Annotated in this window: 26 protein-coding genes and 1 pseudogene; 18 read left to right on the top strand and 9 right to left on the bottom strand. The window is 72.8% G+C overall.

Features of this window, described 5'->3' with window-relative positions; translation table 11 throughout:
- Positions 1-249 precede the first annotated feature (249 nt).
- Positions 250-1,122, bottom strand: coding sequence for a bacterial transcriptional activator domain-containing protein (locus ACFVX9_RS21155; RefSeq protein WP_063352989.1), 873 nt, complete (start codon positions 1,120-1,122; stop codon positions 250-252).
- 597 nt (positions 1,123-1,719) lie between these two features.
- On the opposite strand from ACFVX9_RS21155, the gene ACFVX9_RS21150 reads away from it, so the two are divergent.
- The 14 genes from ACFVX9_RS21150 to ACFVX9_RS21085 all read left to right on the top strand — a co-directional run bounded on the left by ACFVX9_RS21150 (position 1,720) and on the right by ACFVX9_RS21085 (position 14,748).
- Positions 1,720-2,931: an aminotransferase class I/II-fold pyridoxal phosphate-dependent enzyme gene (locus tag ACFVX9_RS21150; RefSeq protein ID WP_063352988.1), complete on the top strand. Its 1,212-nt coding sequence runs from the start codon at positions 1,720-1,722 to the stop codon at positions 2,929-2,931.
- 102 nt (positions 2,932-3,033) lie between these two features.
- A complete protein-coding gene (locus ACFVX9_RS21145) occupies positions 3,034-4,272 on the top strand; it encodes a beta-ketoacyl synthase (RefSeq protein WP_063352987.1) in 1,239 nt (412 codons plus the stop codon).
- Positions 4,269-5,135 carry a MaoC family dehydratase gene (locus tag ACFVX9_RS21140; protein WP_387982972.1) on the top strand — a complete coding sequence of 289 codons (867 nt, stop codon included), beginning with the start codon at positions 4,269-4,271 and terminating at the stop codon, positions 5,133-5,135. The genes ACFVX9_RS21145 and ACFVX9_RS21140 overlap by 4 nt, the downstream gene beginning before the upstream one ends.
- Positions 5,136-5,142: 7 nt before the next feature.
- Positions 5,143-6,690 carry an AMP-binding protein gene (locus ACFVX9_RS21135; RefSeq protein ID WP_387982970.1) on the top strand — a complete coding sequence of 516 codons (1,548 nt, stop codon included), beginning with the start codon at positions 5,143-5,145 and terminating at the stop codon, positions 6,688-6,690.
- Positions 6,691-6,767: 77 nt separating this feature from the next.
- The gene (locus ACFVX9_RS21130) at positions 6,768-7,040 is read left to right on the top strand and encodes an acyl carrier protein (RefSeq protein WP_063352985.1); all 273 of its coding nucleotides are present in this window, start codon (positions 6,768-6,770) and stop codon (positions 7,038-7,040) included.
- 3 nt (positions 7,041-7,043) lie between these two features.
- Positions 7,044-8,075, top strand: coding sequence for a hypothetical protein (locus ACFVX9_RS21125; protein WP_387982968.1), 1,032 nt, complete (start codon positions 7,044-7,046; stop codon positions 8,073-8,075).
- Positions 8,068-8,988, top strand: a complete 921-nt coding sequence (gene trpA / locus ACFVX9_RS21120; RefSeq protein ID WP_387982967.1) for a tryptophan synthase subunit alpha — start codon at positions 8,068-8,070, stop codon at positions 8,986-8,988. The genes ACFVX9_RS21125 and trpA overlap by 8 nt, the downstream gene beginning before the upstream one ends.
- 19 nt (positions 8,989-9,007) lie before the next feature.
- Positions 9,008-9,382 carry an ectoine synthase gene (locus ACFVX9_RS21115; protein ID WP_387982965.1) on the top strand — a complete coding sequence of 125 codons (375 nt, stop codon included), beginning with the start codon at positions 9,008-9,010 and terminating at the stop codon, positions 9,380-9,382.
- A gap of 94 nt (positions 9,383-9,476) precedes the next feature.
- Positions 9,477-10,622, top strand: coding sequence for an acyl-CoA dehydrogenase family protein (locus tag ACFVX9_RS21110; RefSeq protein ID WP_063352981.1), 1,146 nt, complete (start codon positions 9,477-9,479; stop codon positions 10,620-10,622).
- Entirely contained in the window at positions 10,619-11,344 is a 726-nt protein-coding gene (locus ACFVX9_RS21105) for an N-(5'-phosphoribosyl)anthranilate isomerase (RefSeq protein ID WP_380480953.1), read from the top strand. Before ACFVX9_RS21110 ends, ACFVX9_RS21105 begins: the two co-directional genes overlap by 4 nt.
- The gene (locus tag ACFVX9_RS21100) at positions 11,341-12,081 is read left to right on the top strand and encodes an indole-3-glycerol-phosphate synthase (RefSeq protein WP_380480956.1); all 741 of its coding nucleotides are present in this window, start codon (positions 11,341-11,343) and stop codon (positions 12,079-12,081) included. The genes ACFVX9_RS21105 and ACFVX9_RS21100 overlap by 4 nt, the downstream gene beginning before the upstream one ends.
- A complete protein-coding gene (locus tag ACFVX9_RS21095) occupies positions 12,078-13,010 on the top strand; it encodes an alpha/beta fold hydrolase (protein WP_063352979.1) in 933 nt (310 codons plus the stop codon). The genes ACFVX9_RS21100 and ACFVX9_RS21095 overlap by 4 nt, the downstream gene beginning before the upstream one ends.
- A gap of 56 nt (positions 13,011-13,066) precedes the next feature.
- Positions 13,067-13,540 (top strand): hypothetical protein, encoded by a 474-nt coding sequence (locus ACFVX9_RS21090; RefSeq protein WP_363377619.1) that lies wholly within the window; start codon positions 13,067-13,069, stop codon positions 13,538-13,540.
- Positions 13,541-14,118: 578 nt separating this feature from the next.
- Positions 14,119-14,748 carry a peptidase inhibitor family I36 protein gene (locus ACFVX9_RS21085; RefSeq protein WP_380480958.1) on the top strand — a complete coding sequence of 210 codons (630 nt, stop codon included), beginning with the start codon at positions 14,119-14,121 and terminating at the stop codon, positions 14,746-14,748.
- Positions 14,749-14,961: 213 nt separating this feature from the next.
- Here the strand turns inward: ACFVX9_RS21085 and ACFVX9_RS21080 are convergent, their stop codons facing one another.
- Positions 14,962-15,882, bottom strand: a complete 921-nt coding sequence (locus tag ACFVX9_RS21080; protein WP_380487110.1) for an NADP-dependent oxidoreductase — start codon at positions 15,880-15,882, stop codon at positions 14,962-14,964.
- Positions 15,883-15,965: 83 nt separating this feature from the next.
- Here ACFVX9_RS21080 and ACFVX9_RS21075 point away from each other — a divergent pair, with 83 nt between their 5' ends.
- Complete coding sequence (locus ACFVX9_RS21075) at positions 15,966-16,532, top strand: TetR/AcrR family transcriptional regulator (protein ID WP_380375842.1); 567 nt, start codon at positions 15,966-15,968, stop codon at positions 16,530-16,532.
- A gap of 490 nt (positions 16,533-17,022) precedes the next feature.
- Here ACFVX9_RS21075 and ACFVX9_RS21070 read toward each other — a convergent pair whose 3' ends face one another.
- The 4 genes from ACFVX9_RS21070 to ACFVX9_RS21055 all read right to left on the bottom strand — a co-directional run bounded on the left by ACFVX9_RS21070 (position 17,023) and on the right by ACFVX9_RS21055 (position 19,997).
- Positions 17,023-18,522, bottom strand: a complete 1,500-nt coding sequence (locus ACFVX9_RS21070) for a pentapeptide repeat-containing protein (RefSeq protein WP_387982962.1) — start codon at positions 18,520-18,522, stop codon at positions 17,023-17,025.
- A gap of 181 nt (positions 18,523-18,703) precedes the next feature.
- Positions 18,704-18,895: a DUF397 domain-containing protein gene (locus ACFVX9_RS21065; protein ID WP_380375839.1), complete on the bottom strand. Its 192-nt coding sequence runs from the start codon at positions 18,893-18,895 to the stop codon at positions 18,704-18,706.
- 68 nt (positions 18,896-18,963) lie between these two features.
- Complete coding sequence (locus tag ACFVX9_RS21060) at positions 18,964-19,173, bottom strand: DUF397 domain-containing protein (protein ID WP_380375837.1); 210 nt, start codon at positions 19,171-19,173, stop codon at positions 18,964-18,966.
- Positions 19,158-19,997, bottom strand: coding sequence for a Scr1 family TA system antitoxin-like transcriptional regulator (locus tag ACFVX9_RS21055; RefSeq protein ID WP_380375835.1), 840 nt, complete (start codon positions 19,995-19,997; stop codon positions 19,158-19,160). The genes ACFVX9_RS21060 and ACFVX9_RS21055 overlap by 16 nt, the downstream gene beginning before the upstream one ends.
- A gap of 117 nt (positions 19,998-20,114) precedes the next feature.
- On the opposite strand from ACFVX9_RS21055, the gene ACFVX9_RS21050 reads away from it, so the two are divergent.
- Entirely contained in the window at positions 20,115-20,312 is a 198-nt protein-coding gene (locus tag ACFVX9_RS21050; RefSeq protein WP_387982961.1) for a hypothetical protein, read from the top strand.
- Positions 20,313-20,409: 97 nt separating this feature from the next.
- Positions 20,410-20,877, top strand: coding sequence for an NUDIX domain-containing protein (locus ACFVX9_RS21045; RefSeq protein WP_387982959.1), 468 nt, complete (start codon positions 20,410-20,412; stop codon positions 20,875-20,877).
- 16 nt (positions 20,878-20,893) lie between these two features.
- Here ACFVX9_RS21045 and ACFVX9_RS21040 read toward each other — a convergent pair whose 3' ends face one another.
- The 3 genes and pseudogenes from ACFVX9_RS21040 to ACFVX9_RS21030 all read right to left on the bottom strand — a co-directional run bounded on the left by ACFVX9_RS21040 (position 20,894) and on the right by ACFVX9_RS21030 (position 22,670).
- The gene (locus ACFVX9_RS21040; protein ID WP_387983022.1) at positions 20,894-21,802 is read right to left on the bottom strand and encodes an aminoglycoside phosphotransferase family protein; all 909 of its coding nucleotides are present in this window, start codon (positions 21,800-21,802) and stop codon (positions 20,894-20,896) included.
- Between the two features lie 78 nt (positions 21,803-21,880).
- Positions 21,881-22,090 (bottom strand): annotated as a pseudogene (locus tag ACFVX9_RS21035) (phytanoyl-CoA dioxygenase family protein); the annotation flags it as partial.
- A 40-nt stretch (positions 22,091-22,130) separates the two neighbouring features.
- Positions 22,131-22,670 carry an NUDIX hydrolase gene (locus ACFVX9_RS21030; RefSeq protein WP_380375825.1) on the bottom strand — a complete coding sequence of 180 codons (540 nt, stop codon included), beginning with the start codon at positions 22,668-22,670 and terminating at the stop codon, positions 22,131-22,133.
- A gap of 158 nt (positions 22,671-22,828) precedes the next feature.
- On the opposite strand from ACFVX9_RS21030, the gene ACFVX9_RS21025 reads away from it, so the two are divergent.
- The gene (locus ACFVX9_RS21025; RefSeq protein WP_380375824.1) at positions 22,829-24,046 is read left to right on the top strand and encodes a hypothetical protein; all 1,218 of its coding nucleotides are present in this window, start codon (positions 22,829-22,831) and stop codon (positions 24,044-24,046) included.
- The last annotated feature ends 170 nt before the right edge of the window (positions 24,047-24,216 follow it).

The raw sequence follows: 24,216 nt of genomic DNA, 5'->3' as shown, positions 1-24,216 counted from the left end.
GCCGCGTCCACCGCAACACCTACGTACCGGACGGGGGACCGCCCTGGGGCGCCCGCGACCCCCGGGCCCCCGCCCCCCGCGGTGAGCAGAAAGGGGCGGGCGGCCCCCTCAGCGTCGGGGGCCGCCCGCCACGACGACAGGCCGTCAGGCCGCGCGCTCACCGACAGGCCGTCAAGCCGCGCGCACCGGCGATCCGCCGAACCACGCGCCCACCGACAGGCCGTCAGGCCGCGCGCACCGCCGGTCCCGTCAGGCCGCGCGCACCGGCGGCCCGGCGGGGCGCGCCAGCCGGGCCAGGGCCAGCGGCTCGAAGATCCCCATCAGCACCGGGTCCACCGGCCGCACCACCGCCGGAGCGGGCGCGACGGGAGCGGGGGAGCGCAACAGCGCCAGGTAGAGCTCCTGGGTCTCGGCGGCCGGGTCGATGCCCAGCTCCTCCGCCAGCACCCGGCGCAGCTGCTGGTAACAGCGCAGCGCCTCGGCCCGGTTGCCGGCCGCGGCCAGCGCCTCCATCCGGCAGCGGTAGGCGCTCTCGCGGAACGGGGCGCGGCGCACCGCCTCGTCGGCCCAGCGCAGCGCGTGGTGCTCCTCGCCCAGCGCCGAGGCCGACAGGCTCGCCGTCTCCAGCGCGGACATCCGCAGCTCCTCCACGTGCTCGCGCACCCCGCCCGCCCACTCGCCCTCGTGGTCGGGCAGGAACGCGCCGCGCAGGTTGGCGATCGCCCCCGCGGCCAGCTGCTGCGCCACCGCGTAGGAGCGGGCCGCGTACGCCTCCCCGGCCTCCCCGACCGCGCTGGCGGCGGCCTCCAGGTCCACCGCCGCGTCCGCGGGCAGCCGCAGGACGTAGCGCCCGCCCTGGGCGATCAGCGGGGTGGCGCCCGGGCCCTGGCCGGGGGAGGCGACGAAGGCCCGCACCCGCGAGACCACGCTGCGCAGCGCGGAGGCCCAGGTGTCGGGCAGGCCGTCGGGCCAGATGGTGTCGGCCAGCTGGTCGCGGCTGGTGCCGGCGGAGCGTTCCAGGACCAGGCGGGCGAACGCCACCTGGGCCTGGGCGCTGGACAGGTGCTGCGGGGCGCCGCGGTCGTGCTCGATCGTCACAAGTCCTGTCAGGCGGATCAGCATGAGAATGTCCCCGATCTGCCGGACGGACTGTCTTCCCGGAAGCCGTTCAACGTGCTCCAACCCCCTTGAGCCAAAGCGGAGCCGACGGCCCGTGACGCCGGGCCGACGGCGTGGGAAACCTGGACCGGAAATTCCGCCTACCAGCCGTTCGGTTTCGGCGGATTTCGACCATACATTCGGCGCATCACACGGTGTCAACACTGGTCGGCAAAACATACCCACCGGCCGGTCCATGCGTCGTGGACGCAGGGTTTCTGCACGTCAGAGCGTTACCGCAGGCCGAGAACACGGCTATTGCGGACGCCTTGCGCATCCTGCCGTAGAAATGTAGTCATCCTTGAGCACCCCGCGTGAAGGCTTCGAGAAACACCACCAACCCCCTGCGCCGGGCACCACCCGTAAAAGCCCCGGGACTATCCCGGGAGGAAACCCCAGCACCACCACCCGCCCCCGCGCCGGGAAATACCGAAAACAATCCGGAACAAGCCGACGACGAACCGCCGAACAGCCGACGGACAACCGGCGGCAAACCGACGGCAAACCGCACGGCAAAACCGCCGCGCGCCCGCCGCGCCCCGCCGAGAAGGAGACCCGCACGTGAACGCCACCGGAGCATGGGACCGCCTGGAGCCGAAGCTCGCCGCCACCCTGGACCGCGTGGCCGCGCTGGAGTCCGACCCCTCACGCCGCAACAGCTTCGTCGCCTACACCATGGAACGCGACAGCGCCTACTGCGACCTGGACGGCGAGCGCCTGCTCATGATGTCCGGCTACAGCTACCTGGGCCTGGCCGGAGACGAACGCGTGGTGGCCGCCGCCAAGGCCGCCGTCGACGTCTACGGCACCGGCAACCACGGCGTGCGCGCCCTGGCCGGCACCATCCCGCTGCACGAGGAACTGGAAGCCGAGGTCGCCCGCTTCGCCCGCCGCGAACGCGCCCAGGTCTTCGGCTCCGGCTACGCCGCCAACGTCGGCACCGTCGGCGCCCTGGTCGGCCAGGGCGACACCGTCCTGATCGACAAGTACGACCACGCCAGCATCGTCGACGGCTGCCGCCTCTCCGGCGCCACCGTCACCCGCTTCCGCCACAACGACGTCGACCACCTGGAACGCCGCCTCAAGGCCGCCTCCCCGACCGGCGTGCGCCTGGTCATCGTCGACAGCGTCTACTCCATGGACGGCGACATCGCCCCGCTGCCCGAACTGCGCGCGGTCTGCGACGCCCACGACGCCCTCCTGATGGTCGACGAGGCCCACGCCCTGGGCGTCATCGGAGAAACCGGCGGCGGCATCGAGGAGCACTTCGGCTACCGCCACCGCGTCGACATCAAACTCGGCACCCTCTCCAAGGCCATCCCCTCCATGGGCGGCTGGGTCGCCGGCAGCCACGAACTGATCGGCCACCTGCGCTACGCCGCCCGCCCGTTCCTGTTCTCCGCCGCCCTCGGCCCCGCCCAGACCGGCGCCGCCCTGGAGTCCCTGCGGATCCTGCGCCGCGAACCCGAACGCGTCACCCACATCCAGGTCCAGGCCGAGCGCCTGCGCCGGCGCCTCAACGACGCCGGCATCTCCACCATGGACTCCGCCACCGCCGTCCTGCCCGTCATCGCCGGCTCCGACGACGCCGCCTACGACTACGCCACCGCCTGCCGCAAGGCCGGCGTCATCGGCCTGCCCGTCGTCACCCCCGCCGTGCCCAACGACCTGGCCCGGCTGCGGATCGCCGTCACCGCCCGCCACACCGCCGCCGACATCGACTTCGCCGCCGACGCCTTCCTGACCGCCGCCGCCCAGACCGGCCTCATCTGACCGAGCCGGCCCCCGGCCCACCCAGGAAGGCCCGCCGGCCCCCGGCCCCGCCCCACCTGGGAAGGCCCGCGCCGGCCCCCAACGCCCGGAAAGGACAAGACCATGGCAGCCCGCCCCACCCGGCCCCCCATCGCCGTCACCGGCCTGGGCGTCGTCAGCCCCGCCGGCCACACCCCGGCCGCGTTCTGGCACACCGTCAGCACCGGCACCCCCACCGCCACCGCCCTCACCGACCCCGCCCTGGCCCGCCACCGGGTCCGCCTGGGCTGCCGCGTCACCGACCTGCCCGACAATGGCCCCGTCCCCGCCAAGGACGCCCGCCGCCTCGACCCCTTCGCCCACTACGGCACCCTCGCCGCCCTCGCCGCCCACCAGGACGCCGGCGCCCCCGAACCCGACCCCGGCCGCAGCGCCATCGTCGTCGGCAACGCGGTCGGCGGCCGCACCACCAGCGACCGCGAATCCGCGCTCTTCACCACCGCCGGACCCCTGCGCGTCAGCCCCCTGATGCCCCTGGTCACCATGCCCAACGCCGCCGCCGCCCAGATCGCCATGCGCCTGGCCTGGACCGGCCCCGCCCTGACCATCGCCACCACCTGCGCCTCCAGCGCCGACGCCATCGGCCACGCCGCCCTCCTCCTGGAAACCGGCCGCGCCGACATCGTCATCGCCGGCGGCTGCGAAGCCACCCTCACCCCCGTCACCCTCGCCGCGTTCGGCAACCTCGGCGCCCACTCCCAGCGCAACGACGACCCCGCCCGCGCCAGCCGCCCCTTCGACACCGACCGCGACGGCTTCGTCATGGGCGAAGGCGCCGGCTTCCTCGTCCTCGAACGCCTCGCCGACGCCCGCGCCCGCCACCGCACCCCCTACGCCCTCCTCGCCGGCTACGGCTCCAGCGCCGACGCCTACCACCTCTCCAACCCCCGCCCCGACGGCGCCGGCGCCGTCGCCGCCATGCGCGCCGCCCTCACCGACGCCGGCCTCACCCCCGCCGACATCGCCCACGTCAACGCCCACGGCACCTCCACCGTGCACAACGACCGCGCCGAAGCCGCCGCGCTGCGCACCGTCTTCGGCCCGCACGGCGTGCCCGTCACCTCCACCAAGGGCGCCATCGGCCACCTCATCGGCGCCGCCGGCGCCGTCGAGCTGATCGCCGCCGTGCAGGCCATGAACAGCCGCCTCGCCCCTCCCACCGCCAACCACGAGCACACCGAACAGGGCCTGGACCTCGACGTCGTCCACGGCACCGCCCGCCCCATCCGCGCGGGCGCGGCCCTGTCCAACTCGTTCGGCTTCGGCGGCCACAACTCGACCCTGGTGGTGACCCCGCTATGACCACGACCACACCCGCGACCACACCCGCGACCGCTACGGCGACCGGGCCCGCCCACCGCACCCGCACCAGCACCACCGTGACCGCCGACGCCCTGGCCGCCTACCGCACCGCCGCCCGCACCGGCCTGCCCCCCGCCCCGGACGGCGCCGCCGCCCCCGCCCACCCCTTCGTCCTCGCCCACACCCTCGCCCAGCACACCGTCACCACCCTGACCACGGGCGACACCGGCTTCACCGGCGTGGTCCACCTCGCCCAGGAGATCCACACCCACCACCCCCTCACCGCCGGCACCCACGTCGACATCGACGTCACCGTCACCGCCGCCCGCCGCGAAGCCCGCGGCACCCGCCTGGCCCTCACCACCCACCTCACCGACGGCACCCGCACCCTGGCCCACCTGACCACCTCCGCCCTGCTCGTCGGCGCCACCACCATCGAACCCTTCGGCACCCTGGGCCCCGCCGCCCACCCCGGCACCACCCCCGACACCGAACCCCTCACCCTCACCCACACCCTCACCCCCGCCGACGTCACCGCCTACGCCCACGCCGCCGGCGACCTCAACCCCCTGCACCTCGACGACGACGCCGCCCGCGCCGCCGGATTCCCCGCCGCCATCGCCCACGGCATGCACCTGGTCGCCCTCGCCACCGAGGAGATCACCGACCGCCACGCCGACGGCGACCCCACCCGCCTCACCGCCCTGGGCGCCCGCTTCGCCGCCCCCACCACCCCCGGCACCCCGCTGCGCCTGACCCTGCAGCCCTACGACCGGGGCACGGTGGTGCGCTTCACCGTCGCCACCCAGGCCGGCACCGCCGTCAAGGCCGGCTGGGCCGCCCTCACCCCGGCGGGGGAGTGAGACCCCGATGACCACACCCGCCGAACCCGCCGCGCCCGCCGCGTCCACCGCACCCGCCGCGCCCGCCGTGCAGGCCCCGCCGCCGCTGTCGCTGCCCGACGCGTTCACCGCCCACGCCCGCACCCGGCCCGACGCCGTCGCCCTCCTGTGGCACGAGCGCGCCGTCACCTACCGCGAACTCGCCGAAACCGCCGAACGCGAACGGCTGCGCCTGCACACACTGGACCTCGCCCCCGGCGAGCCGGTGGGCCTGCCCGCCGCCAAGTCCCCCGAGCAGATCGCCCTCGTCCTGGCCTGCCTGATCGAGCGCCGCCCCTTCCTGCTGCCCTCCCCGCAGCTGGCCCCCGCCCTGCTCGCGGCCCTGTTCGCCCAGGCCGGCGCCCGCCACCTGCTCGCCCCCCTGGGCCAGGACGCCCCCGCCCTGCCCGCCCTGGCCCGCCCCGCCCCCGTGCCCACCCTCGCCGCCGGCACCTCCTTCCTGCTCACCACCTCCGGCTCCACCGACCTGCCCAAGATCGTCCCCCTCGCGCAGGCCGCCGTCGACCGCTTCACCGCCTGGGCCCACGACACCTTCGACCTCGGGCCCGGCCGCGTCGTCGCCAACTACGCCCCCCTCAACTTCGACCTGTGCCTGCTGGACGTGTGGGCCACCCTCGCCGCCGGCGGCACCGTCCTGCTCATCGACCCCGCCCACGCGCTCAACGCCCGCCACCTGCTCGCCCAGCTCACCCGCCACCGCCCGCACGTCCTCCAGGCCGTCCCCCTCGCCTACGCCCTCCTCGCCCAGGCCGCCGCCGCCCAGCCGGCAGGCCCGGCGGTGCTGGACAGCGTCGAGCACGCCGCGTTCACCGGCGACGCCATCGACGCCCGCACCCTGGCCGCACTGCCCGCCCTGCTGCCCGGCGCCGCGCTCTACAACATCTACGGCTGCACCGAGACCAACGACAGCTTCCTGCACCGCCTGGACCGCCTGGACGCCACCGCCGCCCTGCCGGTGCCCATCGGCACCCCCCTGCCCGGGGTGCGCACCCTGCTCGCCGCCCCCGACGGCACCCCCGTCACCGGCCCCGGCCACGGCGAACTGTACGTCTCCACCCCCTTCCAGGCCGCCGGCTACCTGGACCGCTCCCGCGACACCGGCCGCTTCACCACCCAGCCCGAGGGCGCCGGGCCCGGACGGCGCTGGTTCCGCACCGGAGACCTGGCCGTCCGCGACGAACACGGCCGCCTGCACCTGACCGGACGCGCCGACTTCCAGGTCAAGGTCCGCGGCGTCGCCGTCAACACCGCCGAGGTCGAACGCGTCCTGCTCGCCCACCCCGAGGTCCGCGAGGCCGCCGTCGCCGCCGCCCCGGACCCGCTGACCGGCAAACGCCTGCACGCCGCCGTCCAACGCGCCGCCGGCTCCGCCCTCAACAGCCTCACCCTGCGCGAACACCTGGCCCGCAACCTGCCGCGCGCCGCCGTGCCCGAACGCCTCGCCATCCACGACACCCCGCTGCCCAAGACCGCCACCGGCAAGGTCGACCGCAAGGCCGTCCTGCCCACCGCCTGACCGAGCCACCCGACCATCGCCCGACCATCACCTGACGACGCCACCAGAACCCGACACACCCAAGGGAGTTGCGAGCCATGAGCAACATCGCCCAGATCAAGCGGTTCCTCATCGAGGAGTTCCTGCCCGACGTCACCCCCGAGCAACTCGCCGACGACCACGACCTGCTCTCCGACGGCGTCATCGACAGCCTGGGCGTCCTCAAGCTCATCGCCTGGGTCGAGGACCACTTCGCCCTGCCCGTCGACGACACCGACCTCGACCCCAACAACTTCCGCTCCGTCACCGCCATCGACGCCTTCATCACCCAGCGCCGCGCCGTCCCGGCCAGCGCCGTGGCAGGCGGCTGACCCGTGCACCCGGCCCTCACCGCCCTGCTCGCCGGGCACGACGTCGACCTGGACACCTGGCGCTCGTGGTGGGACCAGCTGGAGCAGCGCACCCCGGGCCCGGCCCGCGACAGCGACCGGGCCCAGGCCGCGGCCCTGCTGGCCGCCCTCACCACCCGCCTGCCCGCCCCCGACACCCTCGCCGCCTTCACCACCTCCCTGACCGAACGCAGCCCCCACCCCGGCCCCGCCCACCCCGCCAGCGTCAACATCGTCGGCACCGGCGGCGGCCCGGCCACCTTCAACCTCTCCACCGCCGCCGCCCTGACCGCCGCCGCCATGGGCGTACCCGTCGTCAAGACCGGCTCCCGCGCCTACACCAGCAGCGCCGGCTCCATCGACCTGCTGGAGCGCCTCGGCATCACCCTCACCTCCTCCCACACCGCCACCGCCGACCACCTCGCCCGCCACGGCATCGCCTTCGCCGGCCCCCACGTCTACCCGCCCGCCCTCACCCGCCTGGCCCGCCTCCTGTTCCCACTCACCCTCAAACCCTTCGGCCGCCTCCTCAACACCCTCGGCCCGCTGCTCGCCACCGTGCCCGTCACCGCCCAGCTCACCGGCACCAGCGCCACCACCGACCTGCCCGCCCTGCGCCACCTCGCCCCCCGCACCCCCGGGCGCGCCGTGTGGCTGGCCACCAACACCGCCGGCGCCGACGAACTCCTGCCCTTCGCCGACAACACCCTGCACACCCCCGACACCACCATCCACCTGCCCGCCGGCTCCATCGCCCCCGCCGACGGCACCCTGGCCGACCTCGCCCCCCACCCCGAGGACCTCACCGGCCACTTCCTGCAAGCCCTCGCCGGCCGCGCCGGCCCCACCGCCACCCACACCATCGCCCTCAACGCCGCCGCCCTCGCCCTCGCCTCGGGCCGCCACACCCACTGGCACACCGCCCACACCGCCGCCCTGGACGCCCTGGCCGACGGCGCCCCCCGCGCCCTGGCCGCCCGCCTGCGCGCCGACCACAAGGCCCCCGCCCATGCCTGACACCACGTTCTTCGCCGCCCGCGCCGACGGCCGCCCGCACCTGGCCCTGTTCCTCAACGCCGGAGACCCGCCCGCCCGCCTCACCGACCTGGCCCTCGTGCTGGAGGAGGAAGGCGTCGACGTCCTCGAACTCGCCGTCCCCTTCCCCAACTCGCCCACCGACGGCCCCGTCATCCGCCGCTCCGCCGACCGGGCCCTGGCCGCCGGCACCACCCTGGACACCGTCCTGGACGAACTCGCCACTCTGCGGCCCCAGTTGAAGAACATGAAGATCGCACTGCTCGCCGACTGGAGCCACAGCCTGCGCGCCGCCGACCCCGCCACCTGCGCCCGCGCCATCGCCCAGGCCGGCGCCGACGCCCTGCTCGTCCACGCCCTGCCGCCCCGCCTGCGCCCCGCCTGGCGCCAGGCCCTGCGCGAGGCCGCCCTGCCGCAGGTCGCCACCTGCTACCCGACCTCCACCCCCGAGGTCCTCACCGCCGCCGCCCGCGACGCCCACGACGCCTACGTCTACCTCGTCGCCCACTACGGCCGCTCCGGCACCACCCCCGCGGCAGGCCACCACACCCTGGCCGCCACCGTCGCCACCCTGCGCGCCGCCGCCCCCGCCACCCCGGTCGCCATCGGCTTCGGCGTCAAGAGCGCCGCCGACCTGGACGCGGTCGCCGCCGCCGGAGCCGACGCCGCGATCGTCGGCTCCGCCGCCGTCGCCCGCATCGAGACCGCCCTCACCGAGGGCCGCGACGCCGCCCAGGCGCTGCGCGCCCTCCTCCACGACCTCCGCCCGCCCGGGCCACCCCAGCCCGCCACGGCCGGACGCACCACCAGCACCACCGCCGTACCGCGCACCACCGCCGTACCGCGCACCACCAGCACGAGCACCACCCCCGGCACCACCACCCCCGCCCGCTGACACGAAAGGCAGAACCAGCATGCTGATCCGCGACCTTGACGACGTCCAGACCGTCGAGTGGGGCAACGGCCTGTCCCGCCGCTTCCTGGTGGCCGGCGACAACCTCGGCTACAGCCTCACCGACACCATCGTCAACGCCGGCACCAAGTCCCGCCTGGAGTACCGCAACCACCTGGAGGCGTGCTACTGCATCGCCGGCTCCGGCGAGGTCATCGCCATGGACGGCACCTCCCACCCCATCACCCCCGGCCGCCTCTACGCCCTCGACCAGCACGACGCCCACTACCTGGTCGCCAGCCCCCACGAGGACCTGCGCCTGGTCTGCGTCTTCTCCCCGGCCCTGCGCGGCGACGAGGTCCACCAGCTCGACGCCTCCTCCTCCTCCGCCTACTAGGCGACCCTCCCCTTCGAGTCACGCGCCGGCGCCCCGCGCGCCGGCCTGCCACCCCGGGCCCCGCACGCGGGCCCGGGAGGAAGGCGGCACGTCCATGATCCGCTGGAACGCCGACCAGCACGCCCTGCGCGAGGGCCTGGCCCGCTTCGGCGACGACCTGAGCGCCGGCCACATCGAAGGCGACGAACAGGCCGCCTTCTCCCACGACAAGTGGCGCCTCGTCCAGAAGACCGGCATCCTGTCCCTGCCCTTCGAGGAACGCTACGGCGGGCTGGGCCAGTCCCTGCTCACCACCATGTACGTCCTGGAGGGCCTGGGGCAGACCTGCCGCGACGGCGGCCTCAACTTCTCCGTCACCACCTCCCTCGCCTCCACCGGCGTCCCCCTCCAGGCCTTCGGCTCACCCGCCCTCAAAGAGGCCTACCTGCCGCGCATCGCCTCCGGCGAGGCCATCGGCGCCCACGCCATCACCGAGTCCGAGGGCGGCTCGGACGCCATGCAGATGCGCACCCGCGCGATCCGCGACGGCGACCACTTCGTCCTCAACGGCGCCAAGACCTTCGTCAGCAACGGCCCCGTCGCCGACGTCATCGTCGTCTACGCCCGCACCCACCCCCAGGGCGGGGCGCTCGGCGTCACCGCGTTCCTCCTGGACCGCGACATGCCCGGCATCAGCACCGGAAACCCCATCAAGAAGATGGGCCTGCGCACCTCACCGCTGTCCGAGGTCTACCTCGACGACGTCAAGGTGCCCGCCTCCCGGGTCCTGGGCCGCGTCGGCGGCGGCTTCCTCGTCCTGGACCACGTCATGAAACGCGAGATCCTCTACTCCTTCATCGTCAACACCGGCGAGATGCAGCACCGCCTGGCCCGCTGCCTCGACTACGCCAAGACCCGCATGTCCTTCGGCAAGCCCATCGGCTCCTACCAGTCGGTCGCCAACAAGATCGTCGACACCAAGATCCGCCTGGAGACCGCCCGCAAGTGGCTCTACGACACGGCCCAGCGCCTGGAGGCCGGCGAGAACGTCACCGTCGACATGGCGATCGCCAAACTCCTCACCAGCGAATCCAACCTCGCCACCTCGCTGGCCGCCGTCCAGGTCTTCGGCGGCAACGGCTACATGTCCGAATACGGGCTGGAGAAGGACGTGCGCAACGCCGTCGCCGGCACCATCTACTCCGGCAGCAACGAGATCCAGTACAACCGCATCGCCGCCATGCTCGGACTCGGCAAGTGAGCGCCCCCGCCCCGCCCCGCCCGCTGCCGCCCGCGCGGCCCCGCCACCTCAAGGTGTGCGGGGCCCGCACCCGCGCCGACCTCACCCTCCTCGCCGAAGCCGGCCCCACCCTGGTGGGCCTGTGGCACGGCGTGCCCGGCGGCCCCGCCGAACTCTCCGAACAACACCTCGCCCACCTCGCCGCCACCGCCATCCGCCTGGGCCTGGAACCCGTCCTGGTCACCTTCCTCGACGACGCCGACCGCCTCGCCCGCCTCGCCCGTGCCACCGGCATCCGCTGGATCCAGCTCCACGCCTACCAGAACCCCGCCCTCGTCACCGAACTGCGCCACCACCTGCCCTACGCCGTCCTCGTCAAAGTCCTCCACCTCTCCCGCGGCCGCTGCCTGGAACGCCCCTTCATCGGCGCCTTCGAACGCGCCGGCTGCGACCTGTTCCTCCTGGACACCGTCACCGACGACGGCCGCGTCGGTTCCACCGGCCACCCCCTGGCCCCCGCCGACGTCCACACCCTGCTGCCCCGCCTCACCATCCCCTTCCTCCTCGCCGGCGGCCTGAACGCCGCCAACCGCGACACCTACCGCACCGTCACCGACCACCCCCTGTACGCCGGCGCCGACATCGACACCGCCGCCCGCAACCGGGCCGGCGACTTCACCCACGAAGCCGTCACCGCCCTCGCCCACGCCTGGCACCCCCGCCCCAAGGAGGCTCACATATGAGCGCCCCGCGGTTCCTCGACGCCCTGCTGGCCGCGAGACGCCCCCTGATCATGGAAGTCAAACTCCGCGACCCGCACGGCACCGACCTGCTGGGCCCGCGCACCGTCACCGACCTCGTCACCCGCTACGAACAGGCCGGCGCGCCCTGCCTGTCCGTGGTCACCGGCCGCTGGTTCGGCGGCACCCCCCGCCTGCTGCGCGAGGTCACCGCCGCCACCGACCTGCCCGTCCTCCAGAAGGACTTCCTCACCCGCCCCGCCCAACTGGAGGCCGCCGCCGCCCTCGGCGCCTCCGCCGTCCTGCTCACCGCCGCCCTGCTGCCCGCCACCTCCCTGCACCGCCTGGTCACCACCGCCCTCGCCCTGGGCCTGACCCCGTTCGTCGAGATCACCGGCGAACACGAACTCGCCCACCTGCCCCAGCCCGAACACTGCGTCATCGCCGTCAACAACAAGGACATCCGCACCCGCGAACGCGACCGCGGCGACCTCGGACGCAGCCTGCGCCTGCTGCCCGCCCTGCACGCCACCGGCACCCGCGCCCCCGTCTCCGCCTCCGCCATCACCGAACCCGCCGACGCCGCCCGCCTCCTGGACGCCGGCTACGCCGGACTGCTCATCGGCACCACCCTGATGCGCCAGAGCGACCTCACCGGCTGGCTCACCGACCTCGACACCGCCCGCGCCACCACCGCTGCCCGCGCCGGGGTCGCTGACCGGGCCGGGGCCGCCGTATGAACCCCCGCCCGAACCCGCGGCCCAACCCCCGCCTCGCCACCCGCTCCCTGGTCCTGGACGCCGGCGGCATCCCCGTCTCCGCCCTCGTCGCCGAACCCCAGGACCGCGCCCCCAAAGCCGTCCTCCTCGCCATCCACGGCCGCGGCATGCGCGCCGCCTACTTCGCCGGCCCCGCCCACCCCGACACCAGCCTGCTCACCCTGGCCGCCGACCTCGGCTACACCGTCCTGGCCCTGGACCGCCCCGGCCACGGCGCCTCCGCCCACCGCCTGCCCGACGGCCAGCTCATCGCCGACCAGGCCGCCACCCTGCACGCCGCCCTCACCGACTACGCCCGCGCCCACCCCGTCGGCGCCGGCGTCCAGCTCCTCGCCCACTCCTTCGGCGGCAAGATCGCCCTCCACCTCGCCGCCCACTGGCCCGCCGACCCCCGCCTGCCCCTGCTCGGCGCCGACATCTCCGGCCTCGCCCAGCACTACGCCCCCGGCGCGTGGGAACGCCCCGACGACCTCGCCGGCGGCGGCCGCCTCAACTGGGGCCCCCTCGGCCTCTACCCGCCCGGCACCTTCCACGCCGCCCGCACCCTGCTCACCCCCGTCCCCGCCCTCGAATCCCGCGAACTGGCCACCTGGCCCGCCCGCTACAGCGCCCTGGCCGCCCGCGTACGCGTGCCGGTGCGCCTCACCCTCGCCGACCACGAGGCCTGGTGGCGCCTGGAGCCCTCCCACCGCACCGCCCTCACCGCCGCCTTCCCCCCGGGCCTGGCCCACCTCGTCACCGCCCACCGCGCCGGCCACAACCTCTCCCTGGGCCACGCCGCCCGCCCCTACCACCTGCGCGCCCTCGCCTTCACCGACGAATGCCTCACCCGCCCCCGGCCCCAGCCCGCCACAGCCGCCCCCGAACCGGCCCTGGCCGCCGCCGGCTGACCGCAGGACGGGCGATCACCCGCCCTGCGGGCGACATCCGAGCTACTGTGGATGTCATGACTGCGGCCTACGAGGACGTGCCCTTCAGCGAACTGCTGCACCACCCCGCCGCGACCGCGCGCCGGCTGGACGCCGTCCGCGCGCTACGACTGCGGCGGCGCGACGCGGGGGACCTGGCCCTGATGCGCGTCGAGCAGATGGAACGCGACGCCTCCGTCGTGGACTTCACCTCGCGCCTGCTGGCGGCGCTGGTACGGACCGGGAACACCGCCGCCCTGCGCCAGGCGCTGCCCGAGGCCCTGCCGTGGAGCACGTTCCTGCCCGCCGAGGACATCGACACCCTGCTCGGCGAGCTCGTGGACACCGCCCGCGGCGCGGTGGCCCTGGACAACCTCGCCCCCATCGCGCTGCTGCTCACCCAGTGGCGCCACAGCGCCGAGGTCCACGCCGACCCCGCCCTGCTCGCCCTGATCACCCGCGAGCCCGACGGCGACCTCGGGCCGGCCGCCATGCCCGAGGCCGCCGAGTGAGCCCCAAGGCCACGGACTGACCACCTGCCACCCCGCCGGCCGCGCGACCCACTGCGCCATCGCCCGTGCCCATCGGCACACCGCTGGGGCGCACGACGCGAATTGCCTTGGTGCTGCAGCTCCCTGACGTCTCGTCGCAAGACAGTGGATCGTCATCGAATGAACCCGGCTCGTGAGCCGCTGCGCGCTGTCGCCACTGCCGATTGCCGCCGGGGCCGCCAACGGCCCCTGCCGACCCGAGCGCCGCTGCGCAGCGGACGGCTGCATGAGAAGTCGGAGGGGCCGACTTCTCATGCAAGGCGGGACGGCGCGACCGCGACCACCTGTGCAGCAGCCGCCCCGGCCGTGGCCGGCAAGACTTCTCGCAGCAACACCGATTCCCTGATCCCCATCGCGGCCGAACGGGCATCCGGTGGGACTCTTTCAGGTGAATGCCCTGGTATCGCCCGACGCGGATTCCACCCTCCGGTATTGGTTTCACCAAGAGCCACGCACGTGGCACCGAGTGGCGCGAAGGGTGGAGCGTGCGCAAACGCAGCCCTCCCCCCGGAGAGCGCCGGGTAAGGGAGTTGGGGTTCATGACGAATCGCTTCGCACGGGCGGCCCGCAGGGCCGGTCTGGCCGGGGTGGCACTGGTGACGGTCGCCGGAACGGCACTGCTCGCCACCCCGCCCGCGAACGCCGCCGAGCAGTGCTGGGGCGAGGACGTGTGCATGTGGGATCAGCCCGACGGACAGGGGCAGATCCACCGGGTCTCCGCCCCGGCGGACGGCACCTGCATCCCTCTCGACGTCACCTGGGCCGACGGCACCACGTCCCAGGCCAAGACCGTTCACAACGCCGGATCCGGAGGGCTGGCCGGCTTCGAAAGCACCGACTGTTCCGGCAAACCGCTCACCCTGCTGGGCCCCAACAACTATGCCAATGTCTCCCGGGCCCATTCGGTGCGGGTCGTCGACTGTGAGAGCGGCAAGGTCTGTTTCTGGGAGAACGACAACTTCTCCGGATCGAAGAGCACGGCGGACTACGCGGACTCCTGTTCGCCCATCGGGATCGACTCCGCCAAGACGGTGTGGAACCGCACCAGCAAGGCGATCGGCCTCTACGAAGGATGGGCGTGCGTGGGCGCGGGCTGGAAGGGAGACGTGCCCTCCGGCGGCTGGTCGTCCTTGAACAGCGGCAGCGTCTCCAAGATCAGCCGGGTCTGACAGCGGACCCCGGCCCGGGGGGGGGGGGGGGGAGCGAAGCGGAGAACCAACAAGGGGGGGCGAGCACCCGCGGGGGGGGGGGGGTCGGGAAAAGGGGGGGGTGTCAAAAAGAGAAGGGGGGTAGGAAAGGGGACCCGGTCTGGGGGGGCGACCTTGCCGGAGAAACAGGGGGGGGGGGTTCGCCCCCACGGGCTGCACCGATCTTGTGCCGGTTCACAGCGCGATCACGATCTTGCCGTGGACGTGCCTCTCGGCCTGCGTCGTCACGGCTTCGCGGATCCGCTCGACCGGGAAGGTCGCCGCGATCGGAACGGTGATCTCGCCGGAACGGATCGCGTCGGTGATCCGCTCCAGGGCGCCCGGGCCCGCATCGAGGGCGCCCGCCCTGCGCACGCCGGGCGGCGGGGCGGGGCCGTCGGCGACGACGGTGATCCGCTCGGGTGCCACGCCGAGCTCGAGCGCGGTCTCGGCCGCCTCCCTTGCGAACAGGTCGGTCGCGGCGGTGATTCCCTCGGGCGCCAGGGCCCGTACCCGGTCCGCCAGGCCGGGGCCGTACGCCAAGGGTTCGGCGCCGAGCCCGCGCAGGAATCCGAACGTGCCCTCGGAGGCGGTGCCGAGCACCCGGGCACCCGCAAGCTTCGCCAACTGCACGGCGAAGATTCCCACGCCACCCGCCGCCCCGCCGATCAGGACGGTGTCCCCGGTGCGGAGCCCGATCGCGGCGAGCGCGGCGCAGGCCGTCAGTCCGGACACCGGAAGCGTGGCGGCCACCTCGTCGCCGACGCCCTCCGGGGTGAGCCACAGCTGTGCCGTGGGTGTCTTGACCAGCACGAATTCGGCGACGGACCGGCCGATCGCAGCCCCGTACACCCGGTCGCCGGTCGCGAATCCCGTGGCTTCGGCGCCCACTTCGTCCACCACTCCGGCGAAGTCGCTGCCGAACCCGGCCGGCAGGGTGATGCCGAAGCGCGCCGCCATGTCGGGCTGTGTGGTGATCTGCCAGTCCATCGGATTCAGTCCGGCGGCCGTGACCCGGACGCGGACCTCGCCCGGTGCCGCGTGCGGCTCGGGTATCTCCTGCACTTCGAGTACTTCGGGACCGCCGAATCGCCGGTAGCGCACAGCTTTGCTCATCGGTGACCTCTCCTGGCCAGTGATGGGACTTGGTCTCATCGACCGTACACCAGTGATGGGACGAAGTCCCGTACACTGCTCCCATGGCCCGCTGGCAACCCGACGCACCAGGACGACTCGCCGCCGCCGCCCTCGACCTCTTCGAGGAGCACGGCTACGAGAACACGACCGTGATCGAGATCGCGGAGCGCGCGGGGCTCACCAAGAGCACGTTCTTCCGGTACTTCCCGGACAAGCGCGAGGTGCTCTTCGGCAGCACGGTGACCGGTCTGCTCGTCGAAGGGATCGCCTCGGCGCCGCCGGCGGCCGGGCCGCTCGACGCGGTGGCGGAGGCCCTCGATGCGCTCGGCCGGACGTTCTTCACCGCCGACCGCCGCGAGTTCAGCGGCCGGCGCCAGGCCGTGCTGAACGCCAACACGGAACTGCGTGAACGCGAAGCCCTGAAAAGGATCGACCTCACCGCCTCGATGATCGAGGCCCTCAACCGCCGCGGAGTCCCGAACCTGACCGCGCGCGTGGCCGCGAACCTGGGCGCGCTCGCCTGGGAGATCGCCTACGACCAGTGGATCGACACCAGCAACAGCGAGGGCTTCGGCCCGCTGGCACGGCAGGCGCTCGCCGAAGTACGCGCGGCCGGAGCCGTGCGCTAGTTTCGCACCCCGCAGCTCCACCTGATCCGAAGTCACCGCACGGCGATCATCGAGGGCAGGACGACCCACACGGCGAGTGCCGCCGCGGCACCGGGGAGACCCCGCATGGCCGACTGCTTCCCGTACCGGATCACCACCCGCAGAGGGGACCTGACGCTGATCTGGCGGCCCGGAGAGGGCGATGCCCCCGATGAGCTCGCCGTCGACGACCTCGGAAGACTCGTCCACCTTGGCCCGTCAGGCCCTCGAATGCCGCCTGCCGGCCTGTGGCACACGGCCACCGGCTGATCTTCGTTTGTCGACACAACTCACGATGATCAACGGTGGCCGTCTTCATCTGAGGGCCGGCCTTACCCGGCACGATCAAGGCCGGCTTCAGCGCGCGCGTCGGGACTTCCACGTGAAGGCGTCTGCGGTCCGCCTGGCCAACGAGCCGGTCTGCCAGGATTCCGTGATGTCGGTCCAGTTGTGGAACGGCTGACGGACTGACTCAGACAGTCACCTCGGCCGACCGCGCCCGAACCTGCTGGAGGGTCTCGTCGGCGCTTCTCTGCCCGGCCCAGCCCTCGGTGAGGGCGGCGCCGGCGGTGCGGCATTCGCCGTGGAACGTGGCGTATCCGCCGCCGCCCGGCAGCATGAAGTGCGCCTTGAACGCGCTTCGCTCCAAGTTGGTGGTCCCGTGGAACTGAGTGCCCATGAAGTCCGCACGCGCGAACCGGCAGTCACTGAGGTCGAAGTCGATCAGAGTGGCGGCGGAAAGGCCGAGATCGACTCCGTCCCAGAACTGTTCGCGCGGCGGGGAATCCGGCGCCGCCCCGGGGTCGTGAGGGCGGAGGTGGTCGGTGAGGATCTGCTGCGCGGTCCGCCGCAGCCTCAGTTCGGCCACCTGCTCCGCGGTGAGCGCGGCTTCATCGCCGGCCTCGAACGCCAGCGGCGCCCTCAGGAATCCGCAGACCGCGTCGACGATTCCGGCCCGCTGGTCGGCGCGGGCCTGGCCGAGCGCGTCGAGCACGTGCAGTCCGGACAGCCGCACCGCCGGGTCGGCGTCGGCGAGCTGGTGGGCGTAGGGCGCCACGGACTCGTCCGTCACCAGCCGGCCCGGCCCGTTGTCCTCGGGACGCAGCACCCAGCCGAAGGGCCATTGCTGAGGGCTGAACGACTCTTCCGCGTCGTCGACTTCCGAAGCGTCGTCTTCGTCGGCGACAGTGTCCGCGGTCGCGCCGGTGAGATCCACACTCGGCTGGTCGAGATGGACCTGATCGCCGAACCAGGCGTCGCCGAACTCCGCATCCGCCCCGAACCGTGCCTTCCAGAACCAGGCCGGACCGTGGAATCGCGCGCCGCGGAAGGACACCCGATCCCGGAAGCAGGTGCCGTCGCTGCCCTCGTACCAGGTCTGGTAGTCCTCCTGAAGCACGGCGCTCGGCCAGCCGGGATCGGCCTCGTTCGGCTCGCGCCAGGGGATCTGCACGCCGAACGGATCCGGCTTGCCAGAGGGCAGATCGCCGTCCTCGTCGAACTCTTCGAATCGGGGGTCGTCCTCCTGGACGGACTCCTCACCACGGCCGAACCAGGCCAGATGGTCGAACCGGGCGCCGGCGAAGCCGGCCGGGGAGTGGAACCGCGCCAGCCCGAAGTGGGCGTCTGCGCCGAACCTGACGTCGGCGAACGACGCCTCGCCTTCGAACACGGCCCGCGCGAAGATCGCGTCGTCGCGGAAGTGAGCGCCGTCGAAGACGCAGCGGCCGCGGAAGTGGGCGTCCGCGAAGACAGCCGGGCCGAAGGAACAGCCGCTGAAGTCGACGTCCGGCAGTACGGCGCCCTCCAGGGCGAAGGAGAGGTGGTCTCCGCCCCGCGCCAGTGCGACAAGAAGCGCGACAGCACTGTCGACAGCTTCCACAACCGTGCCGCGCAGGTAACGGCACACGGCGTCGGCGGCAGGCTGGCGCAGCGCGGGATGTGCCCGGGCGAGTACCTCAAGCTCCTGCAAGCCGGCGTGGTGCGCGTCGGCGCCCGGTCCCGCCAAGCAGTCGGCTATCCGCTGGAACTCCCCGGAGGCGTCCGGGTCCGTCGGTGATCCCATGCCGCCAGACCCTAGCGCAGCACCGCGTTGATCCTTCGTGGGTTCATGTGGCTTCGAGCGGGGAGCCGTCGTAGGTCCAGCGGTAGACCTAGTTGGCGCCGAATTCGCCGGTACGGACGGCGGTGACGAAGGCCTGCCAGGCGGGGGTGGGGAAGAGGAGGACCGGGCCGTCGGGGTCTTTGGAGTCGCGCACGGGCTGCACGTGGGTGAAGCCGTCGGCGACTTCGATGCACTGACCGCCGCCAGCGCTGTAGGTGCTCTTTCGCCAGGTGGTGTCCATCGCGGTGCCTCCTGTGGGCGGAGTAGGAAGTCGATGGTTATGACTTCCCACTCTGGTGTCAGGTAGGCCTAGTCGGAGCCGAGTTCGCCTGCGCGGACGGCGCTGACGAAGGACTGCCAGACGGCGGAGGAAAAGAGAAGGACCGGGCCGTCGGGGTCTTTGGAGTCGCGCACGGGCTGCACATCGGTGAAGCCATCGGCGACCTCGACGCACGCGCCGCCGGATCCAGTGCTGTACGAACTCTTTCGCCAGGAAGCGTCGGTCAAGCTGACATCCACTCCAGGTTCCTCCTTGTCGCGCGGATGAAGGCCAGTGTTTCAGCCTGGCCAAGGGCCTCGACCGCAAGCCGATCGTAGCTCCTGGTCAAGGCCGCAACCGACTTGATATCCCGGTCGAGGTAGCCGCGCTGCTCGATCTCGCCATAAGCGATCACTTTTCGGTTCGGCATGGTCAGGAGATGCGTCATCAGCGAGAGCGGCCGGTTTTCGCCCAGGGAGAACGGGGCCACCTGGATGACTACGTCGGGGCGAGTGGCCAGCTGCTCGAGGTGAAGCAACTGTTCGACCATGACGTCACGTCCGCCGACGAACCGCCTGAGGCAGCTCTCGTCCAGCACCACGTGTACGAGTGGAGGAGGAGTTCGTTCCAGGACCTGCTGTCGGGAAAGCCTGAACTCGATGCGTTCCTGGGCCAGTTGCGGGGACACATTGCCTTGCCTGGCATAACCCATCAGAAGCGCGGTTGCGTACGCCCGGGTCTGCAGGAGCCCGGTGACGAAATCGTTCTCGAAGATCCTGATCTGCTCCGCGAGGGCCTCGTAGCCGGCGTACTCCGGGAAGCCCTCCAGGATCGCGGCGTTCTTCAGCTGATACCACATCAGCACGAGGGTGCCGCCAGTGTCGAGCTCTTTGTCGGCGAGCTCGGCGAGCTTGCGGGTCGGAGGCCGGTGCGCAAGTTCGACGTAGGAGAGGTGCGACGGCGAGCACTCGAGGAGCGGAGCCAGCTGCCACTGGAGGAGGCCTTTGGCCTCTCGTGAGTTGCGGAGTTGGATTCCGAAGGGCGCCCAGGGGCTGGACTCCGGGTCGATCTTCTTCTTGTTCATGGCAGTCCTCAACTTCCGGCGCCCCAGGTGCAAGTAGGCAGGTCACTTCCAACGCTAGACGACACCGGGCCATCATGTGCACAGAACGTGAAACGCTGATTGCGGAAGGTTATTCCCATGGCCGATGCCCAAGTTCCCCGCCTCCACGGCTACGGCGTGCGCTGGGACACCGGGGCCCGCCTCTACCGGGTCCGCAACGAGGTCACCGGGGAGTGGCTGCGCCAACCGGACGGTGAGCTCAGCGGGTTCAGGTCCTTCTCCGACGCCTGGGGCACGTGGCGCGTCTTCGAGGTCCACAAGCGGCCGGGGGAGTGAGCGCCGGACGCATGACGGCTGAACTCCTCGCCCGCCTCCTGTGGTTGGCGGGCTTCTCCCTCGTACTCCTCGCCGCCCTCAGAAGGTGAACCGCCCGATGCAAGACCCCCGCTTGCTCGCCAGGCCGCCGGTGTGCCGGCTCGGCTGCCTCGTCCTCGTCCGCAACCCGCGCGGCGACGTCCTCCTCGTCGACCCGGACTACATGGACGGGCTGATCCTGCCCGGCGGCGCCGCGAAGCCGAACGAGCCCCCGCACCTGGCCGCCGCCCGTAACCTGCACGCCGAGACCGGGCTCAACCTCCGTCTCGCCGACGTCCTCGCGGTCGACTTCACCCCCGCCGACCGCTACCTGGAACGCCTCAACCTCGTCTTCGACGGCGGCACCGTGCATGACGACGTCCGCCTCACCGTCCCGCCCCGGAACCGCAGCGGCCTGTTCGGCGCCCGCTTCGTCCCCGCCCACGAACTCCCGGACGTCATGGCGCCCTCCCAACTCGCCCGCGTCAGCGAGGCGTTGGCGGGCCGCGCGCTGCCCGTCCTCCTCCACGGACAGCGCGCGACCTGAGGACCGCCGTGCTGGTTCACCGCGCGCCGGCGGCCTCCAGGATCGCGGACAGCCGCGCCAGGCATTCGCCGGCGAAGCCGGGATAGGTGCCCCAGTAGTACGACAGCCCGCCGACTGCGACGCCGACCGCCCACGCCCGGGCCCGCAGCCACGTCACGTCGTCGAGGCCGAGGGCGTCCCAGTACGCCTGGCGGGCCGGGGACGGAAGGTCCCACACCGTGGCGTGCTCGGCGTCGGGAAAGCCGACCGACAGGCATCCGAAGTCGATGACCGCGTGCAGCCTGCCCTGCCGGACGAGCAGGTTGGAGGGTTTCAGGTCGCCGTGCAGCCACACCTGGCGGCCGGACGCCCCGGGCAGGGCGAACGCGCTTCGCCACAGGTGCAGCAGGTGCTCGATGTCGAGGTCCAGGCCCGGGATCGTCCGGCACTTCTCGAAGCAGTCGGTGATCGACTCGTCGCTGTCGCGCAGGTCGCCTCCGCGGTACCAGCTGAGCGCGCCGTGGCGGACGGCCCCCATGAGCGGGGCGCAGCGCAGGTCCTGGACGACCGCCGCCAGGTCGGCCCCGAAGGCGGGCCAGTCGGTGACCGACCCCGGGCCGGGCTCCTCGCCGTCGATCCAGCGGTACACCGACCAGGCGAGCGGGAACACGGCACTCGCCGTCCCGGCGTGCACCGGCTCCGGGACGCGGCACGGCAGGTGCGGCGCCAGCCGCGGCAGCCACGTCTGCTCCTTCCGCACGGACTCCGCGCTCTGCGCGGTGCGCGGCAGCCGCACGAGCAGGTCGTCGCCGAGCCGGTACATCGTGTTGTCCGTGCCCGCGCCGGCCGGCGAGACGGACAGGCCGGCCCAGTGCGGCCGCTGCTCCCGGAGCAGGGAGCGGACGACCGCCTGGTCCGCGAAGATCTCGTTCTCGTGAAGGGCCACGGTGCGAGCCTTCACGCCGGGCTCCACCGCCGCCAGCGATTTTCCCGAAACCGCTGCTGTTCGGGTCCCGTCGAAGAGCAGGACGCCGCCGGCCGGGACCGGCACCGGGACGGCTTGGTCGGCGAGGCCGGAGAGGCCGGAGAGTTCGGGGTGCTCGTCCATCCAGGTGCCGCCGCCGTCGGGCTGTGGGACGCCCACGTACGGGGCGCGGTGGGAGCCGGGGACGATCCAGGTGCAGCCGGTCTCCACGGTGGCGTCCTCGAAGTACCCGACGGCGGTGAGCAGACCGCGGGTGGGCTGGGACGCCGGCCCGCCCGTATGCCCCGGGTCAGAGGAGCCCGAGGCGGTCCAGGGCGAGGTAGGCGGCGGCGGTGTCGGTCATCTGGCCCCTGCGCAGCACGGTGGAGCGGAACTCGGGCAGGGGCAGGGTGACCACGTCGATGAACTCGGTGCGCTCCGGGGTCGGCTCGGCGACCTTGGCGCAGCCGGTGGCGTAGAAGGCGATGCGCAGGGCGGTTGAGTAGGCGTCGTGCCAGTACGGTCCGGCCGCGTGGACCTCGCCCTGGTAGCCGGTCTCCTCCAGCAGTTCGCGGGCGACGGCCTCGGCTGCCTCTTCTCCAGGTTCGATGAAGCCACCGGGTAGTTCGTACAGCACGCGGTCGGGGCCGGGCCGGTACTGGCGGGCGAGGATGACGTGCTGGTCGGGAGTGAGGGCGAGCACGGCGCCGGCTGGGCGCTCGCGTTTGAGGTAGAACTCCTCCTTCCGTCCGTCGGGCAGCTCGAAGTCGACGCGTTCCACGGACCGGCCGAACTTGCTGAACATGGTGGTTCGTTCGATCTCGCGCCATGACGCGCCGGGGTAGGTCATGGCTGGACTGTACGGCTCTGGCCTGACTCCGGGCGCTCGTTGTGCCGCCGGATCCTGGTAGCGGAGGGGGCATGTCCAGGAAACCACCTGATCGGGTGATGGCGGCAGGGCAGATCGGTAGGCAATCCATGTGGCGCTCGGTACGTTGAATCCCCTCCTTGAAGCGGGAGTTGGTGGTGTGTGCGATGGTGAACGCGCTGTTCAGGAGTGCGCGGCTTGCCCTGGTATTGACGCAGCGACAGGTCGCCGAGCAGGTGCGAACCCTGGTCGAGGCGGCGACCGAGCGGGAATCGTCGTTTGACGCCGGCTACGTCTCACGCATAGAACGTGGCCTCATCACGTGGCCGCACGAGCACTACCGGCAGGCCCTGTGCCTGGTCCTGAGGGCGGGGACGGCGGCCGAGCTGGGTCTGGTCGCCAAGCAGGTCCACCACGAACATCCCGATGAGGTGAGTGACTCGAACCGCCGAGACGTCCTCGCCGTCGCGCTGGCAGCCCTGTTGCCGCCCGCCCGGCCGCTCTCCCGCCTGCGCAAGGGCGATGTCACCGCGATCGCCGAGCGCACCAGCGCGTTGGAGCACTGGGACCGAGCCTGCGGCGGACAAGCCGTTCGCGACTTCGCGCTGCGCGAGCTGCACGCCGCCATCGACCTCACCACGGCGTCCACCACCCCCGCCGTGCGAGGCGCACTGCTCGGCGCGGTCACCCGCCTGGCCAACCTGACCGCCTGGTCCAGCTTCGATGCCGGCCGGTACGGCGAGGCCCGCCCGCTGTTCCAACTCGGCCTGGCCGCCGGCCGCGAGCACGGAGACACCGGATTGCTGTGCCACCTGGCCACCAACGCCGCCCGCCAGGAGATCCACCTTCGCCGCCCCGACCAGGCCCTACTGCTGGCGGGGCAGGCGGGCGGGCGTCTGCCCGCCGCGGCGCGGGCGATGCTCGCCGCCGTCACCGCCCAGGCCCACGCCCTGACCGGTGACGAGCGGCAGACGGCCCGGCACCTGCTGGCCGCCGAGCGCACCTACGAGCGCGTCAGGGACCTTGCGGCGGGACCTGTCTGGACGCAGACCATCACCGTGGCCAAGGTTGGCAGCGACACCGGCTTCGCCCTCTACCTGCTGTCCACCGCCACCGGCCGCCTACATCCCCGGGTCGTCGCCGACTTGCGCCGGGCCACCGAGGGCGACACCGTCCAGGCCCGGGTGCGGGCGATGGCCACCGCGCGGTTGGCCACCGTGCTCTACCGGCAGGGCGAGCGCACCGAAGCCGGCCATCACGCCGCCCAGGCCTCTGCGCTCGCTGCCGCCGTCGGCTCCGCCCGCCTGGCCTGCGCCCTCAACGACATGCGCAATGCGTCTTCGCTGGAGGCCAGTTGACGCCTCACCGATCCGGCGGCCCGTTCCCGGCGCGGTCCCTCCTCGGCGAGATGGCCGCAGAGCAGGCCGCCGCTTGTCGCCGGCGAAATGGCGACATGCGCAACAGCGAAAAAGGGGGTGCGGGGGGGGGAGGGGGGGGGGAGGGCGAGCTCCATCCTAGCGGGGGGAGC

Origin of the sequence: Kitasatospora sp. NPDC058243, assembly GCF_042882025.1 — a bacterium.
In the GTDB taxonomy this organism is placed as follows: Bacteria; Actinomycetota; Actinomycetes; order Streptomycetales; family Streptomycetaceae; genus Kitasatospora.
Note: the sequence above shows the minus strand (reverse complement) of the source record. Positions and strands in the feature narration are given on the sequence as shown.

Excerpts from the sequence above, each read along its gene's own strand:
- ACFVX9_RS21155 (WP_063352989.1), bottom strand. The coding sequence starts at position 1,122 with ATGCTGATCCGCCTGACAGGACTTGTGACGATCGAGCACGACCGCGGC.
- ACFVX9_RS21145 (WP_063352987.1), top strand. The coding sequence starts at position 3,034 with ATGGCAGCCCGCCCCACCCGGCCCCCCATCGCCGTCACCGGCCTGGGC.
- ACFVX9_RS21140 (WP_387982972.1), top strand. The coding sequence starts at position 4,269 with ATGACCACGACCACACCCGCGACCACACCCGCGACCGCTACGGCGACC.
- ACFVX9_RS21135 (WP_387982970.1), top strand. The coding sequence starts at position 5,143 with ATGACCACACCCGCCGAACCCGCCGCGCCCGCCGCGTCCACCGCACCC.
- ACFVX9_RS21130 (WP_063352985.1), top strand. The coding sequence starts at position 6,768 with ATGAGCAACATCGCCCAGATCAAGCGGTTCCTCATCGAGGAGTTCCTG.
- trpA (WP_387982967.1), top strand. The coding sequence starts at position 8,068 with ATGCCTGACACCACGTTCTTCGCCGCCCGCGCCGACGGCCGCCCGCAC.
- ACFVX9_RS21115 (WP_387982965.1), top strand. The coding sequence starts at position 9,008 with ATGCTGATCCGCGACCTTGACGACGTCCAGACCGTCGAGTGGGGCAAC.
- ACFVX9_RS21110 (WP_063352981.1), top strand. The coding sequence starts at position 9,477 with ATGATCCGCTGGAACGCCGACCAGCACGCCCTGCGCGAGGGCCTGGCC.
- ACFVX9_RS21100 (WP_380480956.1), top strand. The coding sequence starts at position 11,341 with ATGAGCGCCCCGCGGTTCCTCGACGCCCTGCTGGCCGCGAGACGCCCC.
- ACFVX9_RS21095 (WP_063352979.1), top strand. The coding sequence starts at position 12,078 with ATGAACCCCCGCCCGAACCCGCGGCCCAACCCCCGCCTCGCCACCCGC.
- ACFVX9_RS21090 (WP_363377619.1), top strand. The coding sequence starts at position 13,067 with ATGACTGCGGCCTACGAGGACGTGCCCTTCAGCGAACTGCTGCACCAC.
- ACFVX9_RS21085 (WP_380480958.1), top strand. The coding sequence starts at position 14,119 with ATGACGAATCGCTTCGCACGGGCGGCCCGCAGGGCCGGTCTGGCCGGG.
- ACFVX9_RS21080 (WP_380487110.1), bottom strand. The coding sequence starts at position 15,882 with ATGAGCAAAGCTGTGCGCTACCGGCGATTCGGCGGTCCCGAAGTACTC.
- ACFVX9_RS21075 (WP_380375842.1), top strand. The coding sequence starts at position 15,966 with ATGGCCCGCTGGCAACCCGACGCACCAGGACGACTCGCCGCCGCCGCC.
- ACFVX9_RS21065 (WP_380375839.1), bottom strand. The coding sequence starts at position 18,895 with ATGGACACCACCTGGCGAAAGAGCACCTACAGCGCTGGCGGCGGTCAG.
- ACFVX9_RS21055 (WP_380375835.1), bottom strand. The coding sequence starts at position 19,997 with ATGAACAAGAAGAAGATCGACCCGGAGTCCAGCCCCTGGGCGCCCTTC.
- ACFVX9_RS21050 (WP_387982961.1), top strand. The coding sequence starts at position 20,115 with ATGGCCGATGCCCAAGTTCCCCGCCTCCACGGCTACGGCGTGCGCTGG.
- ACFVX9_RS21045 (WP_387982959.1), top strand. The coding sequence starts at position 20,410 with ATGCAAGACCCCCGCTTGCTCGCCAGGCCGCCGGTGTGCCGGCTCGGC.
- ACFVX9_RS21030 (WP_380375825.1), bottom strand. The coding sequence starts at position 22,670 with ATGACCTACCCCGGCGCGTCATGGCGCGAGATCGAACGAACCACCATG.